The sequence below is a fragment of the Rhodonellum psychrophilum GCM71 = DSM 17998 genome (assembly GCF_000381545.1).
GTDB classification, from domain to species: Bacteria; Bacteroidota; Bacteroidia; order Cytophagales; family Cyclobacteriaceae; genus Rhodonellum; species Rhodonellum psychrophilum.
On record NZ_KB906683.1, the window covers coordinates 115,121 to 132,152 of the forward strand.

The window sequence follows — 17,032 nt, forward strand, 5'->3', positions numbered from 1 at the left end:
AAGCGAACCTTAAACCCGAATTCTAAGACATCGAAAAAGTAACGTAAAGCATCTAACTTGATTAAGTTAGATGGAAATATGCATTAGGTTTCCATATGAGATCGAAACTGCAGTAAAATCAGCCTATTGGGAGAATAATTTTTGACACCAATGGGGCGAAATCAAAAATAGTCAACAGGCAATCGATTGTCAGTCAATTACAATATTGAGCTGCGTCCGAAATGCATCAAACGGGTTTAAGCGGGTAATTGAATGATAAATTTCGTTCCTTTCCCAACTTCACTTCTCACCTTCAACTCCCCTCCGTGCGCTTTGATGATATCATTGGTGATACTCAGACCAAGTCCTGTGCCTTCAGTCCCTTTTTTTGTGGTAAAGAAAGGTTGTAGGATTTTGTCCTTGATCTCATCGGGAATACCGGGACCGTTGTCTTCAAAGGATATCAGGATTTTCCTGTTTTCAAGTCCGGTTCGAACAGCTAATTTTGGCACATAGATTTCATCAAGCACTGCTCCATCATCGTACTTGGTACTTCGTACATCGTCCCTTTTGAATTTCTCCTTCATCGCATCAAAAGCATTGTTACAAAGGTTGATCACCACCCTGGTAAAATCCTCCTTGATCAGCAAGACTCGGGTGATTTTAGGGTCAAAATCCAAGGCTATGTCGACATAAATCGGGTTCTTTCCTGCCCGCATTCCATGATAGCTCAGATTGGTGTATTCCTTGACCAGGGCATTCAGGTCTGTGGGTTCTTTTTTTCCCGAACCTCCCCGGGAATGCTGCAGCATGGAGGTCACGATGCCATTGGCCCGGGATCCGTGTTCATGGATTTTCTGGAGGTTGGACTTGATATCCTCCATTATTTCATCCACCAAAGTCTCGTCTCTAGCTTCCGGACACTTACTTCTTTCTTCTTTCGCCTCTTCGATCAATTCTATGCTGACTTCCGAGAAGTTATTGACAAAATTCAGTGGGTTCTTGATCTCGTGGGCGATACCGGCTGTAAGCTGTCCAAGGGAAGCGAGTTTTTCTTGCTGGACGAGTTGGGCTTGGGTTTTTTGTAACTCCATATAGGCCTTTTCGATTTCCTTGGCCTGCTCCAGTTCCTTTTGTTGGATCCGATCCCTTTCTCTGCGGATGGTTTTACTTTTTTGAAATACATGTACCCTTTTGATGCCCACCAAAAGAATGGCACAATATATCAGATAAGCCCACCAGGTTCTGTGCCCAGGGGGAAGAACAGAAAATCGATATACAGCTTCCTCCGACCACTCTTTTCCGGCGGATTCGGCCGGTCCCGTGTATCTTGCGATTACCTTAAACACATAATCCCCTTCCCTGATATTGCCAAAAGTAGCGCTGCTGTTTTTGGTTACAGGACTCCAGCTTTTTTTGTACCCTTCTAGAATATACCTGTACTCCATCAAATTGGGTCTTACCAATTCATCTGTTCCAAAATCTATGGTAATCTGATTTTGGGAGTAGGGCAACTTTAGTTTTTCAGGGAAAGTTTCAAATCTTTTGATTTCTGAGAATTGTATTTTAGAAAATTCGTTTAGTTGTGATTTTCTTTCTTCAGCACTGAGTACCCTACCAAAGACCCTCACTTCGTCTGTGATATACGCCAAGGTTTTCAAACTATCAACAGTCTCTTCTTCATCAAAGCTTCTTTGAAGGGAAATCCAACTGATGGGTTTTTCATAAAGGCTGATGTTTTTGATTTTTATGGAGGGCTTTTTTATCTTCTTTTTCAACGCTGGGTAGTTAAATTTCACCAAGCCTGTTTTGTCACTCCCATTTCCTGCCCATAGATTTCCTTGGCTGTCAAGGTAGATGCCCTTGTTTACATCTTTGACCGGATAGCCATTTGCTGTATTGTAGTATTCCAAACTCCCTCTCATCTCCTCAAAGGGAAGGGCAGCGACCTGCCCGGGAACAACAGTAAATCCTCGGTTGGTCCCAATAAAAATGTTCCCAACTTCATCTTCCAAAAGATCATAAACGGTATCATCCACCAATCCCTCTCTTTTGGTGAAGGTGCTGAATGATTGACCATCGAACCTGGAAACACCTCCTCCTTGGGTCGCAAACCATAGATTCCCCACTTTGTCTTCCAGAATACTCCAGACGATGTTGTTGGACAATCCTTGCGCAGTGGTGAAATTGGTGAAGGATTTCCCATCAAATTTGGAAACCCCTCCTCCACCAGTGCCGACCCATAGATTTCCTTTCCTGTCTTCAAGAATGCTATAAACAGCATTGCTGGCCAAGCCTTGGTCCGTGGTGAATGCCGTGAAGCCTGCCTGCTCCACAGGCAGGATATTCCAATCAAATTTTATCAAACCGGCCCCATCAGTCCCTAGCCAGAGGTTGCCAAATCGGTCTTCTTTGATTGCATAAATGATGTCGTTTTTCAAGCCATTTTTGGAGTTGAAAGTCGTAAAACTTGCGCGTTTACCAGCATCAGGGCTTTCTTTGTAAAGCGCGATACCTCCTCCACCAGTCCCAAACCAAAGTTGACCCTTTTTGTCTTTGACGCCACTGATGACAAGTGGATGTGGAAATCCCTGTTCAGTAGTGAAATTTGTAAATGATTTGCCATCGTATTTTGACACGCCACCCCCATCTGTGCCAAACCATAAGTTGCCATTGTTGTCCTCTATAATGCCATATACACTGTTTTTGGCAAGTCCAAGATCAACCGTGAAATTGGTAAATGCAGCACCCTTGTACAGCGCAAGCCCTCCTCCCGCAGTTCCAAACCAGGGATTTCCTGCCCCATCAATTGAAATGCTGTACACCACATTGATGGGCAATCCTTGCGCAGTGGTATAATTTATGAATTTTTTCCCGTCAAATTTTGAAACCCCAGCCCCATCGGTCGCAAACCACAAATTCCCACGAAGGTCTTCTTCAATATCCCAAACATCATCATGCCCAAGTCCATCAGCTGTGTTGAAGTTGGTGAAAGTCCCCTTTCCTGTTAAATCAGCACTCTCCTGATACTTGGATACACCACCGCCTTTGGTTCCAAACCATAGATTACCGGCCTTATCCTTGGTGATACAATTGATAGCATTCCCGGCCAAACCGTCTTCAGTGTTGAAATTCATAAAGGCTTTTCCATCAAACCTTGAGATGCCATTATTCCCTGTTCCAAACCAGATAAACCCATTGCTGTCCTCTGCAATTTTTATAATGGAATTGCCCGGCAAACCATTTTCCTGATTGTAACTCGTAAAATGCTCGCCATCAAATTTTGAAGCACCCCCATCTCCTGCTGCTATCCAGATATTTCCATTTCGGTCCGTGGTCAGCCCGTAGACAACATCATTTGCCAGCCCATGGTCCTTGGTTTTATTTGTAAAAGAATGACCATCATATATCGACACCCCTCCTCCATCGGTTCCAATCCAAAGATTACCAGCAGCATCCTCGGTGAGACAGTGCACCAAATTGTTGGAAAGCCCATGGGCAGTTGTAAAGTTGGTGAAGGAAACACCGTCAAATTTTGAAATCCCTCCTCCCCAAGTGCCAAACCATAAATTCCCAAATCTGTCCAACAAGGAAGAGGTAATATTGTCCAAGCCCAAACCATCATCAGTTGTAAATGTGGTGAAATGGGAAATCCCACCATCACCCAGATAATAAAGATTCCCTTCTGGATCTAAAATGGCTTCCCCCTTTTCATTCTTTAGAAAAGGCCTTTGAAGTGTTTGCGGAAATGAAATGGTCCGGGTTTGGTTTTCATCGTCTATATAGGTGTATTCCTCTTGCTGATTTTGAGGCACAAGCCTATTCTTTGGTTGGGAAAAATCTTTTAGCCAAGTCTTATGGGCTTGTAGTGAATCTGTCAGGCTGTCCAAAAAAGTGATTTTTGGTAAGGAAACACTGATTTGGTGATCATGATTTTGATTCCGATCATCAGCTTTTTTATCAATTTCCTGACATGCCCCCAAAAAAATCAGAAAGCTGATGAAGCCCAAAGTTGAATGATTAAATTTATTTACATCAACCTTGGTCGGAAAACCAATTGCTTTTTTTTCAGCAAGCATTTCTTTCAAGTTGAATCCCATATTGACATTTTTCAGCATTTTTATGCCAAGGCTCAGCGGATTTGATTGGTAAATTCAAACAGAAATCTTTTCTAATTCTCAGCTGTCCCGTTGAAAACATCTGACTGAGCAAGTTTTTTTGATCAATTCCTAATGATGATTCTTGGAGGAGATTGACCACGGGCATAAGTCATGGATTCATGAATAAAAACGGTGTAGGCAAAAGTGCCTTTGGGACTGTCTGCCGAAACTGCCATCACCAAGGGATTGCCGTCTCTTACTTCCCTGGTTTCTTGGCCAAAAATACGCATATCGGGAAATGCAAAAGAGGCATCGGAGCCTTCGACCACCCAGCGGATTCGATCCCCTCTCCTCAAAGTGACATCACTCCTCGATTCATCATTTTCCAGGACAACTCGCCATTCATTTCCTATGATTTTGACGACAACTCTATATTCCACTCTCCCCTGTTCGGGATCAGTCTGAATCGGGTCACTGAAGCTTTGATGGTCTTGGCCTGAAAAAAAGAGTAGCGGGCTTAATAAGACGAAAATCAATAGTTTTTTGAAGTACATAATTTGTGTATTTAGGTTAGTCTAGCTTTTTTTATTTCTAAGAAACAATCCAATTTGACAGCAGCGATTTCAATGATCCTAATAAATATAATCAATCCTCTCATTTCAATATAGGTATTTTGTAATTTAAATTGGTAGAAATGCAATTGACACAAGCACACCGTTCAACAAGTTTTTTCTGATTTTCATCTGCTATGTTGGTTTGCTGAATCATTTTCATCCTTCAACCCATTTTATGCATTACGAACTCAGTTCAATATCTTAATTTACTGATAATCAATTAGGTACTGACTATTTTTGACTTCACCCTACGGGTGTAAGGAATTATTCTCCCGATAGTCTGATTTTCTTTCAGTTTCAATCCCATTTGGAAACTTATTGCATATTTCGGGTTCAATTGGGATTCCGCTTAATAATTCCCCACCCATCCATATTTACAAGGTCATGGACAATAGTCCACCGGAAGCCCCTGCCCTCGGCCCCTTTTTTGGGGGTGAAGAATGGCTGCATGATTTTTATCCTTGAATTCACAGGAATTACCGGGACCCAATTGCTTTTTAGATTTTGGTCAATTTAAAAAATTGGAGATTTATTGAAACCTGAATAGGATGAACATAGGTTTTTATTGTCCCAAAGCAACTGAAAATTTACCCGGGTCAATCTCCAGGTAAGGCTTCGGAGGTCCAAGTCTGAAGACTTGAACCAACATTTGACTTGAACCAACATTTGACTTGGGACATCACCTTACTGTACCATCAGACAACCATCATTCGATCGATTTTTAGGTTTTCATTTTCCTTTTTTCTATTTTCACACTTTGAGACAATAGAAAAATAACCAATGAAAAAAAACCTATTCTTACCCCTTCTGTTCCTTATGGCATTTGGATTCTCTTCCTATGCACAGGAAGCACTTTTCCGTGCCCAAAACATCATTTCCCCTGAAATCCTGTCGGACAACTCTGTTACCTTCCGTATTCACGCGCCCAATGCGAAAGCCGTGCAAGTGACAGGAGATTTCCTGCCCACAGTGAAAATGGAAACTCCCATGGGCGAAATGGACGGCCCCGGAAAGGCCAACCTCACCAAAGGTGAAAACGGCGTTTGGGAATTCAAAACCCAGTCTTTGGGACCCGAACTTTACAATTACTCTTTTATCGTTGATGGATTCTCCACTACAGATCCAAGCAACCCCTTTCTTATCCGTGATGTAGCTTCTGCGACCAATATTTTTATCGTCGGAGGTGGACACGCAGATCTTTTCAAGACCAATGACATCCCCCACGGCACTGTCGCCCGTCGCTGGTACGACTCTCCGGGATTGGGCATGGATCGCAGAATCACAATCTATACGCCTCCAGGATATGAAAATTCCACCGAAAAATATCCGGTACTCTATCTTCTACACGGCGCTGGTGGTGACGAAGAAGCCTGGATTGCTTTGGGCCGTACCGCTCAGATTATGGACAATCTGATCGCTGAAGGCAAAGCAAAACCGATGATCGTGGTGATGCCCAACGGCAACGTCATCCAAGACGGCGCACCTGGTGAAGGCAGCAAAAATTTCTACAAACCGCAGTTTATGATCCCAAAAACAATGGATGGAACCTATGAAGGTGCATTTGAAGACATCATCCAGTTCGTGGAAAGCAGCTATCGGGTAAAGGCCAACAAAGCCAACCGAGCCATTGCGGGGCTGTCCATGGGAGGATACCACACTTTGCACATTTCCAGATACTATCCAAATACTTTTGATTATATGGGCCTATTCTCCGCTGCGATCATGCCGAGGGAAGATGCCACTGGAAAAGTGTACAATGATTTTGATGCAACCTTAAAAGCACAAATGGACAATGGCTACAAGCTTTACTGGATCGCGATTGGAAAAACAGATTTCCTATACGATGCCAACAAAGAATACATCGCAAAACTGGACGCCATGAAGATGCCCTACGAATACGTGGAAAGTGAAGGTGGACACATCTGGAGAAACTGGAGAATCTATCTCAGCCAATTCGCGCCAAGGCTATTCAATTGATGGCTGGATGAAAGCCTTTGATAAAAATAGCAAAAAGCGCAATCCTTCGGGGTTGTGCTTTTTGCTTTTCAGGCCAATCGCCACTTATCCGCCGTTGGGTGTAGTTTTTACCACCACTGAGTGTAGTTTCTACTACACGCAAATATGAACAGATTCACCATGGAAAGCATTTCGCAAAAGGTCATTTCCATTGGCTAAGGCAGGTAACGACCTGGATATAAAATTCTTCCTACTCGAATTAAAAATTCTAAGGATAGAAAAGCATAGCCAACACTACGCCAAGCAGCGATTATCGATTCAATTCATTCAATTGGTCCCGATCTTCGATAACCTTATTTTGGATGATCAGCGTCCAACCCATGGACTTGGTGAAAAAGAAGAGATCAAAAAGCTCACTTTGCAACCGCTCATTGGCATTTTCCTTCAGGCTTGATTTATCGATCATAGCCCTGAACCTGATCATGACACTTTCCTTTACTTTGTTATAATCCTTGGCTTCGAACTTATTCAAATATTCTTGCTTCACATCGTAATATTCAATGTCTGGGTAGATATTGATGACTGGCTCTGGAATATTGGTCACCGTCAATGTCTTATTGGCCTCATCCAACTCAAACGTCATCTGTCGCAGGTCATACTCCACGGTGGCCTTGGCATTGGCGACCACGAGTGCTTTTTTTTCGGAGCTGAACATGTCGAGATAGAAGCGCTTGGAGTTTTTGAAGGTAAACACCTCTGAAAAATATCCCTCTGTAACGATCAATTTTCCCACATTCTCGATTCGTTGTTGGATCATGGCAGAACTTGACTTGATTTCATCCTTCGATTCCTTATTGTTCATCCAAAGAAAAACCGTCAGCGACAGTCCAAGCGCAATCATAAATCCAAAAACAAATCTTACCATGGTTTTCTGTGGGTCTTTTACAATACCTGTCCCCATTAACCGAAATCAGTTGACCAAGGTTCTCCGAGCCTACAAGATGCTCCATAAAAAATTGGTTTCTCACCTAGATTCGAAATTTCAGTCCCGAAACCGGATATTTTTCCGGATTACACATGAATTTGATTCTTTTTCGAATAAAACTATTTCAAACATTGTCTCCGGAAAAATATAATCGATACCGTATTCAATGAATAATATATTCCTCTATATATTTGATTTAATATTTTATATATGACTTGAAATTACAATTATATTGTTATATTAATGGTAAGAAATATTGTTGACAATAAATGTTACGAATTACTTGAAATCCTTTACTGTCAAATACATCAATATAAGATGCTCATCCTCCAATTCCTCTTTGTGTTCTTCATAAAAGGAATGTATATTACTGTCGCCTTGATCAGTTTTGCTTTCATTTCCAAAAGTCTCCATATAATTGGATTTGAATTGGTTTGAATACATCTTAACTACTACCTGATCTCCATTGATCGTCCAAGGAATAGAGGTGGTCTGCATTCTGTCAATATCATTGTTCATGTTTTTACCTTGGTAGCGCACCTTGTTTTTTGAATCCAAAAATATATAATGCGCATTGGAGTTTTGTCTGACCACCATTAAATAGGAATCCTTTAAAGGGAGAAAAGAATTGATAACATCAATCAAGCCATTGGCTTGTATGTATTCGTTTTCTTCCATCATGCCTGAAAAACGACTTCTCATTGTGGAATCAAAACCATATTTTCCAAAATCAAAATTCTTGACATATTCTAAATCCCCATCCTTGTCAAAAACTGCAATACTTTGGGAAAAGGGTAAATTGTAATAAATCAATCCTTTTCTTTGCCGCTGTATAAAACCATTCTGATCCAAAGAAATTCTTTTTTCAATGTTTTTGGGGATGTCGATATATCCCGTCACCTCATCGTTCTTCTTTTTTATGATTCTAAAACCCATTTCAGGGTCATTGTGCATGTAATACAGGGAAAAATCATCGTTTCTATAGAAGCTTGCCTTCAATAACTCATTATTTTCAGTACCCAACACATTTCCGTCCAGATCAAAAATCAGTGTTTTTTTTGTCATGGCATCCTTCAAAAAAATGCGCTGACCCAAAATTTGAAAATCATCGATCGTTTCAAATTCCAAAGGACCTGCACCCGATGCGGATATAGCATACAAAAATTTCCCTTCGGCAGAATAGCTGAAAAACTTATTCTGCCTATCATCCAAAATAAATATCCTGTCTCCCACAAATTCAAATTTATATGGATTCACCATCGGATGCAATGAATCTTCCTTTATCAACACATATTCGATCGCTCCAAATACGTCTGAAAAATTTCCTGAAATCGATTTATCAACATCGATAACTATTTTATTATTTTTTGGAGTTGTATTGCAGCTAAAAAACACTAACAAAAAGGAGTAAAGGGTGTATTTAAGTAATTTCATACTATTTAGAATTAAAATGATCCTTCTATTTTTTCCAAAGACCACTATTGGGTTATGATTTAACAATTGATTTTAAACCTATAATTTACACACATGAAAAATGATTTTATTATTATAGGCTTATCATTTAAAAGGAATGTAGGAAAACAATTACAAAACCTTTTACGATTAAAAACTACAATTATTCAAACATTAAAATTTATAGCTATGTAAATAGACCTATGAAACTAAAAAAAAAAAACACGAATCAAAACTTAAACTAAATTAATTGTTTTTTTTTATGAAATCGATTTTCATCCAAATATCGATGGCCTTTAATTCTTACGAAGATAAGAAAACCGTCTAAAAAGCCATATTCAAATTGTTGGCCAATAAAACCGAGCACTTCTCCCCCATCTTCAAATTATTATTGAATTGGGACATAAATCGAACTAAAAAAAAATTCCTCCTGACTAAGAGATTTGACGATTCCCTCCCCAACCCACGCCAAAAAAAAGCCCCGGAAATCCGGGGCTTTTTTGACTCTCAAAGATTTGTTTGTTGAATCCTACTTTTGGAACACACGGATATAATCCACCACCATCTGTTGTGGGAATGCCGTACTGCCATCCGGGCTTCCCGGCCAGTTTCCACCTACTGCCACATTGAAGATAAAGAAAAAGGATTTCCTGAATTCATCCAAGGACGCAGGACTGATGTCTATTTCATGGTATTGTACGCCATCCAATAGCCAAGCGATTTTCTTTTCATCCCAAACAATGGAGAAAACATGGAACTTGTCATTGAAGATCCCCTCTTGCAGACTGGTGCTTCCTCCATAATAGGCATAAGCTCCATTATTGTCCCAATGGACGGTTCCGTGAACGGTATTGTCACGGCCGTTGGGATTTCCACCGATCATTTCCATGATATCAATCTCACCACAAGCTGGCCATGAGATTGTCGATATCGCATCCCCCAGCATCCAGAGGGCCGGCCAAACGCCTTGCCCTTTTGGCAAGACCGCTCGGATATCAACCCTTCCAAACTGGAAAGATTTCTTTCCTTGGGTTTTGATCCTGGAAGAAGTATAATTTTTACCTCCAACGCTCTCCTGCTTTGCCGTGATGGTAAGATAACCGTCTTTGACCTCGGTATTTTCCCTTCGGTAATATTCCAGCTCGTTGTTTCCCCAACCACAGAGATTGGGACAACCGTCTCCGATCTCAAAAACCCAATCCTCGGACAGGCTGGTTCCTGAAAACTCATCTTGCCAAACCAGGTTATAGCCGGCATATGTCAAAGGGCTTTCATAGCCGTCCATGGGAATTCCCAAGCCCAGTTCTTCCTCAGTGATCGTCACAGCTGTTTCTTTGGAGATAAACAATTCCTCCGTCACGTGTGCCTGAACAATGATTTTATATTCTCCAGGGTTTCTGTACGCATAAACCGCCTCGTTCCCGATTGCCCGCTCCAGCGTTTGATTAGGGACCCCAAAACCCACCTTATAGAAATTCGCATTGGTGGCGGAAAAGGACACGGTCACCGATCCATTTGGATTTTTATTCAGTGATACTGCCAGGTTTTCTGGAAGTATCACTTGATTCTCTGCCACATCCTCCTGACAGCCATAGGAAACCCAAAGGCCGAGCAGGAGAATGGTTAAGATTTTGAATTTGTAGAACATAATCATTGATGTTTTATGCAGGGATCAGGACAAAGGTCCAGAATACGCCTCCATTGTTGGTAATGTCGATGGTGATCGTCAGTTCTTCTTTATCGCCTTCATTTACATAACCAATAACATCATAAGTGACAGATCTGTTGGCTTGCGGTGGTCCAGCCGTATATTCACCACCATTAAACGCCTTGGGAAGCACGATAAACGCACCTGTTCCTGTCACCGTGATTTTGGGTTTGGCCGAAGATGTTCCCGGTGTAAAAGAGAATTTATGCTCTCCCGAAGCCCAGGCGGCACCGGCAGTCCCCGTCAATTTGGATTCCTCCTGACAGCCATCACTGATCCCCAAATAACCTTCTCCATAGACGTCTCCTTTGGCATCATAGGCAAAAAACCCATCTTGTCCGAAGATAAACTCATCGTTGAATAGACAGGCCCTATCCGCGGATATATCCAGTCCATTTGGGAAAAATGCATCACTTCCAGGTGCTGGACCTACTCCAAATGCCTTGACGGCAGGCTTTAACTTCCAAGCCTTTTGATTGGCACCTACCAAATTCTGTAAGGTAATATTGACTTCACCTGGTGTTGGCTCGGGTTCTGGCTGCGGTACTGGAGCAGGCTCATTGCCACCACCACTTTGGAATCCGGCAGGAATCAATCTGATATACCAAGCAAGCCCTTCATTCGCTTGATCAACAAATCTCAGGAACAACTGATTCTCTTCGATATTGATGATCTGATATGTCCTGGTCCCGGCAAAATAGCCAATGAATCCCCCGTTTGATATGGTCAATTCCGGATAGGCTCCATCAGCTTCCACGATGTTCCAGGTCAATCCGGCAGGCGGATTGTACGGCGCTCTTAAGTCACCCACTCCAGAATCCACCGCCCCTGAGAAATTACTTCCCTGCGCAGCATTGATGTACACATTGCCATTGGTTTTCATAATAAACCCAAAATTATTCAAAACGAAGGTGTATCTGTCATCATACATCCCACCACCGGCTTTTTCATTTGGCCCGGCTTGGTAATATTCCGGAAAGTCTCCCGCCTGTGAAGGATCAGGTCCAACCCCGAAATGTCCTGTAGCCGCAGAGTCCAAAACCCATGTTTTGCCGTTCAAAGCTTCCACACCACCTGTTAGGAAATTAAAAATCGGTCTATCCAACAACAAGGGATCTGTCTTTTCGATGACTACCTCACGGCTTGAGGAAACACTTCCTCCTCTGCTAAAAACCGTCAACGTGACTGTATAGGTGCCAGCTGAAGGATAGATTCCCTGGGCTGTTTTACCAGTGGCAGTTGCCCCGTTGCCGAGGTCCCAATTCATCAGGAAAAACTCTTGGTCCGCTGTGAAATTCAGGATATTGTCACTATCTGCAGTTGCTTGGAAATTAAAAGCAGCTTGATCAGCCGTAGGGGCTTCGTCCGTGAGGGAATACTCCTCAATACAGGCCGCCAAAAACACGACGGGCAGCATCAACATGAAATACTTTATATATTTTTTCATCTTTTTAAAATTTAATAACCAGGATTTTGTTGCCAGTTTCCGCCAGCCAAATCTATTTCAACCTGTGGTATTGGAAACAATTCATGCTTACCGGGTTGAAAACCGGCAATGATATCCGCTGCTCTTCCAGTTCTGACCAGATCAAAAAACCTGAATCCTTCACCCGATAGCTCAAGCCTTCTCTCTCTGTAGATGTCTTCCAGCAATTGGCCTCCTGAACTGTTGATCAATGGCATCCCAACCCTTGCCCGCACTTTATTGAGTTCGGTCCTTGCCCTTCCATCATCACCGGATTTTTGGAAAGCTTCTGCAGCCATCAGCAACACATCTGCAAATCGGATTGCCCTGTAATTCAATGGACTGGTAAGGTCATCATCCGGCAATCCTCTCTCGTTCAATCGTTTGATGTATTTGTTATTGTAATACCCAGTGTGCCCACCACCTCCTACTGCATAGGAAATTTGATCTGAATTGGGCTGACGGGCGATAAATGCATCAATATCCAAAACCGTTGCATCTCTTCTTGGATCGTTGGCGGCAAAAGCATTGTAAAGGTTTCTGGTAGGGAGATTGTAGCTGTTTCCATCTCCGTAAAAAGGCCCATTGTACAATCGGATTCCATGAAATCCCACGGCAAGGTTTCCTTCCAGGCAAACGAAACAATCATAGCCTCCACCTTCCAAACCTGAGTATTGGACGGTAAAAACGTCTTCATTGATGTTGTCGTTGGCCGTGTAAAACAAAGAACTAAAATCGCTGAACAAACCGTAACCTGCCTGATTGTTGGTGATCAAATCACCCAAAACCTGAGCAGATTCTGAATTTTTATTCTGGTAAAGCAGCACTTTACCCAAAAGCGCCATCGCAGCACCTTTGGTGATTCTGCCGATTTCAGGATTTGTCCAAGGAAGCGTTTCAACGGCTACCCTCAAATCCTTTTCAATCTGCGCGTACACTTGGGCTTTTGGCGTTCTTTGACTGGAAGTCACCTCAGAAAGCGCCAACCTTTTGTCCACCACCAATGGAATATCCCCAAAGTAAGTGACCAGAGTAAAATGATAGTAGGCACGCAAAAATGCAGCTTGTGCCAAAATCTGATCTTTCCCTTCAAATTGGATCTTGTCCCGATTTTCAAAGATATAGTTCGCTCTTGCGATCCCGGCATAATTGAAGCGCATTACGTTCCTCAATTCCGCATTGACTCCGCCATGTGTCATGCTTTCGATCTCGTGCAATCCTTGAGAATCATTCACACTTTCACCACCCGCTATCGAATTGTCAGAGGCGATTTCGCCAATCCAGATTTGGAGGTAGGAAGTTTGTAACAAATCGTATGCACCGATCAAAGCCCGATCGTAATCCTGCGGCGTGTTGAAGAAATTCTCCGCATCCTGGGTGAATTCCGGCTCGATATCAAGCAATTGGTCACAGGAAACCAACATTCCCATTGCAACCAGTAAAGCAGTATATATATATTTCATAATGATTAAAATCTAACGTTTAAACCTCCCATGATCGTTTTCGCCTGTGGATAGATTCCTCCATCAACACCTGCAAACAATGGATTCCCAGACCCCACATCAGGATCAAAACCAAGGTATTTGGTCAGTGTCACCAAATTATTGGCGGCGATATAGACCCTCAAGGAGCCGATTCTCAAATTCTCACTCAAATTCTCACTCAAAGTGTAACCAAGCTGTAAGTTTCTCAGCCTGATAAATGAGCCATCTTCCACATAAAGATCCGAGAACACATTGTTCCTTGTTGACCCTGTGGTCAATCTTGGGATTTCATTGGAGGATCCCGGACCCGTCCATCTGTCGAGGTTGTAAGTCAGTTGATTGGCGAAGGGCTGCTGTCTTTCGTAATTCCGGATGATGTCTTGACCCAGTGCGGCAAAAACATTGGCAGAAAGGTCAAAACCCTTTAAATCCACGGAAAAATTAAATCCCATCACTACGTTTGGAATAGGAGAACCAATCATGGTCCTGTCCGAATCATCACCAAAGCTGATCACACCATCGCCGTTTTGATCCACAAATCTCAAGTCCCCAGGCTGTGCACCTGGCTGAGAGACCGGACTGGAAGCGATTTCCTCCGCAGTCTGGAAGATTCCATCTGTTTTATAGCCGATAAAATATCCGATTGGAAAACCTTTCTCAAATCTGGTAGCCACATTTCCTCCGACGCTGAAACCAGCTCCAGGGATAAAATCAAATCCATCGGGAACTTTGGTCACCTCATTTTTCAAGAATGTCACATTGTAATCCATCCTGAAATTGACCCCGGAAGTTCTTTGCGTTCCGTAACTCAATTCAAGTTCCAGACCTTTGTTGGATACATTGCCCGCATTGATCACCGGAGCCGATCCCCCAGCGCCGTATGAACCGAGCAAAGCAGAAACTTCAGGCTGAAAAAGAAGATCCTGAGTGTTTTTGATGAAATAGTTGGCCGTGAAATCCACCTTTCCAAAAAGAGTAAGATCCACTCCCAAATTTGTCTGTCGTGTGGTCTCCCACTTCAAATCCGGATTGCTTGTGGCGCCGATTGCAGCTCCGTTGACCAATGCATTGTTGAATACATAAGTAGCCTCCCCGTTGAGCAATCCTCTGTAGCGAAACAGTCCAATCTGATCATTTCCAGACAAACCAAAACTGGCTCTGAATTTCAGAAAATCAACAGCACTGGATCCGAAAAAATCCTCTTCGGAAAGTATCCATGCTCCAGAAATAGAGGGGAAGTAACCAATTCTGTTGTTTTCACCAAAATTTGTGGATCCATCCCTTCTGACGATTCCGGAAATAAAATAACGCTGCTTGTAATCGTATTCCGTCCTTAAGAATACCGATGTCAACCTTTGTCGGGATTGGAAGGAACCAACATTGTTCAGATACCCACCACCCGCTTGATTGGCGGAGATATCAGCCAAATCCAGTGAATTGTTGGGGATATTGAAGCCTATTCCGTTGAGGCCAAGGCTTCTGTTTCCTACATAGGAGACACCAGCAGTTCCTTTGACTCTATGGACTTCATTGAAGGTTTCATTGTAGTTCATGAAAGCTTCAAGGTTATAATCCAAAAAGGTATTTCTGCCTTCGCTTACACTCGCTCCTCTTTCAATTTCCAATCCGCCAAGATTCAAGATCACTGGATCCAAATTGGCGTTTCGGGCACTGTTGGCAAATTTGCCGGCACCGTACCAAACCAAGGGATTGAAAGACTTGCTGTCCACCAATGCATAATTGTATCCGGCTCTTCCTACAAGTGTAAACTGATTGTTGATCTTATAAGAAAGCTCTTCTTTCCCGACGAGTTTGTTCACCCATGCATTGTTATAGGTGTTTTCGATCTGCGCAACGGGATTGATGATGTCATTGACATTGGCGAGGTAAGAATACCTCCCGTCGGTAAAAACAGATTCGGTTGGGTATGCATTGATGGCATTGTAAAGCACGGATCCAATGCCTCCCTGTGCGATACCACTGCTTTCTTCACGGGTAAACAATAGAACGTTCGACAACGTCAATTTCGGAGCGATTTCCGTGGTAAAATTCACCCTGGCGCTATAGCGTTCGAAATTTGCTTTGGGACCACCCACAATTCCCTCTTGGGCAAAATAGGAAGCACCAATGGAGTAGGATGTCTTAGCAGAACCACCTGTGACGGTCATGTTGTATTCTTGGATAGGCGCTTCTTGAAAAACCGCCCGCTGCCAATCCGTTCCTTCACCAATGTTGGTGTTGTTGAATGGAGCCTGCTGACCACCTGCGGCGAAAGCCTCATTCTTGAGGATCGCATATTCTCGGGCATTCAATAAGTCCAATTGTCTGGCGGTTTGTTGTACACCGTAATAAGCACTGAAATCCAAAGTCGGTTTGGAATTTAGGGCTCCCTTTCTTGTTTCGATTAGAATGACACCGTTTGCTGCCCTGACACCATAAATACCTGCCGTTCCATCCTTCAGTACATTGACCGATTCAATATCACTGGGATTCAATGCATTCAAACCTGCGGCATCATAAATCACACCGTCGACCAAAATCAAAGGATCATTGTCCCCAAAAGTACCGATTCCCCTGATTCTGATATTGGAAGTTCCCCCGGGAGCACCTGAGTTGGTCGAGATGTTAACCCCTGAAATCTGACCCTGTAAGGCCTGATCTACCCTAGGCATGTTCATCTTTTTGATTGCATCTCCCTTTACCTGTGAAGTGGCTCCAGTCAGCTCCTTTTTGGTGGCCGTCCCATACCCGATGACCACGACCTCATTCAGCGAAGTAATTTCTTCGTCAAGGATGAGGTTGATGGTTCGGTTGTTTCCCACATTGAGTGTTTGGGATTTGAAGCCGATAAAACTGAATTGGAGACGATCGCCTTCCGCTGCTAAAATGGAGTAAATGCCATCCAAATTTGAAATTGTTCCAACTGTGGAACCTACCTTTAATACACTGACTCCGGGAATGGGTTCGCCATCAGACCCGGTTATTTTTCCTGTGATCGAAATCGATTGCGCCATGAGGGAATAATTGAGTACCATGACACAACACAACCATAAAAGTTTTTTCATATTTAAATTTTTGGGGTTAATTATTAACTGACATAAAACACGACATAAGGTAAATCACATCAAAAAAAACCAATACAACATTAATACATCAAGGACCAAAATTCAATTTCACAAAAACACAACAAGCACACCTTAATAAGCCATTTAAAGGGAAATTTCGCATGTTTTTAAATTCTTTATTTATTACTTCAAACCTATTTTTCTAACACAACAAAGGAATTTAT

At 42.6% G+C, this 17,032-nt stretch carries 10 protein-coding genes; 1 reads left to right on the plus strand and 9 read right to left on the minus strand.

Annotated elements, in window-relative coordinates; genetic code table 11:
• Positions 1-236: 236 nt before the first annotated feature.
• Together F824_RS26905 and F824_RS0116230 are read right to left on the minus strand one after the other, a co-directional pair.
• Positions 237-4,097 carry a sensor histidine kinase gene (locus F824_RS26905; RefSeq protein ID WP_019598979.1) on the minus strand — a complete coding sequence of 1,287 codons (3,861 nt, stop codon included), beginning with the start codon at positions 4,095-4,097 and terminating at the stop codon, positions 237-239.
• Between the two features lie 104 nt (positions 4,098-4,201).
• On the minus strand, positions 4,202-4,633 hold the full coding sequence (locus F824_RS0116230) for a hypothetical protein (RefSeq protein ID WP_022582400.1): 432 nt from the start codon (positions 4,631-4,633) through the stop codon (positions 4,202-4,204).
• A gap of 840 nt (positions 4,634-5,473) precedes the next feature.
• Here F824_RS0116230 and F824_RS0116240 point away from each other — a divergent pair.
• Entirely contained in the window at positions 5,474-6,670 is a 1,197-nt protein-coding gene (locus F824_RS0116240) for an esterase (protein ID WP_019598982.1), read from the plus strand.
• Here the strand turns inward: F824_RS0116240 and F824_RS27540 are convergent.
• The 7 genes from F824_RS27540 to F824_RS0116275 form a co-directional block, all read right to left on the minus strand.
• Entirely contained in the window at positions 6,663-6,812 is a 150-nt protein-coding gene (locus F824_RS27540) for a hypothetical protein (protein ID WP_019598983.1), read from the minus strand. The two genes, F824_RS0116240 and F824_RS27540, sit on opposite strands and share 8 nt — an antisense overlap.
• 147 nt (positions 6,813-6,959) lie before the next feature.
• Positions 6,960-7,610 (minus strand): DUF4230 domain-containing protein, encoded by a 651-nt coding sequence (locus tag F824_RS0116250; RefSeq protein WP_019598984.1) that lies wholly within the window; start codon positions 7,608-7,610, stop codon positions 6,960-6,962.
• Between the two features lie 303 nt (positions 7,611-7,913).
• Complete coding sequence (locus F824_RS0116255) at positions 7,914-9,068, minus strand: 6-bladed beta-propeller (RefSeq protein WP_019598985.1); 1,155 nt, start codon at positions 9,066-9,068, stop codon at positions 7,914-7,916.
• Between the two features lie 547 nt (positions 9,069-9,615).
• Positions 9,616-10,734, minus strand: coding sequence for a glycoside hydrolase family 16 protein (locus F824_RS0116260; RefSeq protein ID WP_019598986.1), 1,119 nt, complete (start codon positions 10,732-10,734; stop codon positions 9,616-9,618).
• A 13-nt stretch (positions 10,735-10,747) separates the two neighbouring features.
• Complete coding sequence (locus F824_RS0116265) at positions 10,748-12,241, minus strand: PKD domain-containing protein (protein WP_019598987.1); 1,494 nt, start codon at positions 12,239-12,241, stop codon at positions 10,748-10,750.
• Between the two features lie 11 nt (positions 12,242-12,252).
• A complete protein-coding gene (locus tag F824_RS0116270) occupies positions 12,253-13,722 on the minus strand; it encodes a RagB/SusD family nutrient uptake outer membrane protein (RefSeq protein ID WP_019598988.1) in 1,470 nt (489 codons plus the stop codon).
• A gap of 5 nt (positions 13,723-13,727) precedes the next feature.
• Positions 13,728-16,808 carry a SusC/RagA family TonB-linked outer membrane protein gene (locus tag F824_RS0116275; RefSeq protein WP_026333760.1) on the minus strand — a complete coding sequence of 1,027 codons (3,081 nt, stop codon included), beginning with the start codon at positions 16,806-16,808 and terminating at the stop codon, positions 13,728-13,730.
• Positions 16,809-17,032 lie beyond the last annotated feature (224 nt).

What these genes read in the sequence shown, in the direction of transcription:
- F824_RS26905 (WP_019598979.1), bottom strand. Translation starts at nt 4,097, where the DNA reads ATGCTGAAAAATGTCAATATGGGATTCAACTTGAAAGAAATGCTTGCT.
- F824_RS0116230 (WP_022582400.1), bottom strand. Translation starts at nt 4,633, where the DNA reads ATGTACTTCAAAAAACTATTGATTTTCGTCTTATTAAGCCCGCTACTC.
- F824_RS0116240 (WP_019598982.1), top strand. Translation starts at nt 5,474, where the DNA reads ATGAAAAAAAACCTATTCTTACCCCTTCTGTTCCTTATGGCATTTGGA.
- F824_RS0116250 (WP_019598984.1), bottom strand. Translation starts at nt 7,610, where the DNA reads ATGGGGACAGGTATTGTAAAAGACCCACAGAAAACCATGGTAAGATTT.
- F824_RS0116255 (WP_019598985.1), bottom strand. Translation starts at nt 9,068, where the DNA reads ATGAAATTACTTAAATACACCCTTTACTCCTTTTTGTTAGTGTTTTTT.
- F824_RS0116260 (WP_019598986.1), bottom strand. Translation starts at nt 10,734, where the DNA reads ATGTTCTACAAATTCAAAATCTTAACCATTCTCCTGCTCGGCCTTTGG.
- F824_RS0116265 (WP_019598987.1), bottom strand. Translation starts at nt 12,241, where the DNA reads ATGAAAAAATATATAAAGTATTTCATGTTGATGCTGCCCGTCGTGTTT.
- F824_RS0116270 (WP_019598988.1), bottom strand. Translation starts at nt 13,722, where the DNA reads ATGAAATATATATATACTGCTTTACTGGTTGCAATGGGAATGTTGGTT.
- F824_RS0116275 (WP_026333760.1), bottom strand. Translation starts at nt 16,808, where the DNA reads ATGAAAAAACTTTTATGGTTGTGTTGTGTCATGGTACTCAATTATTCC.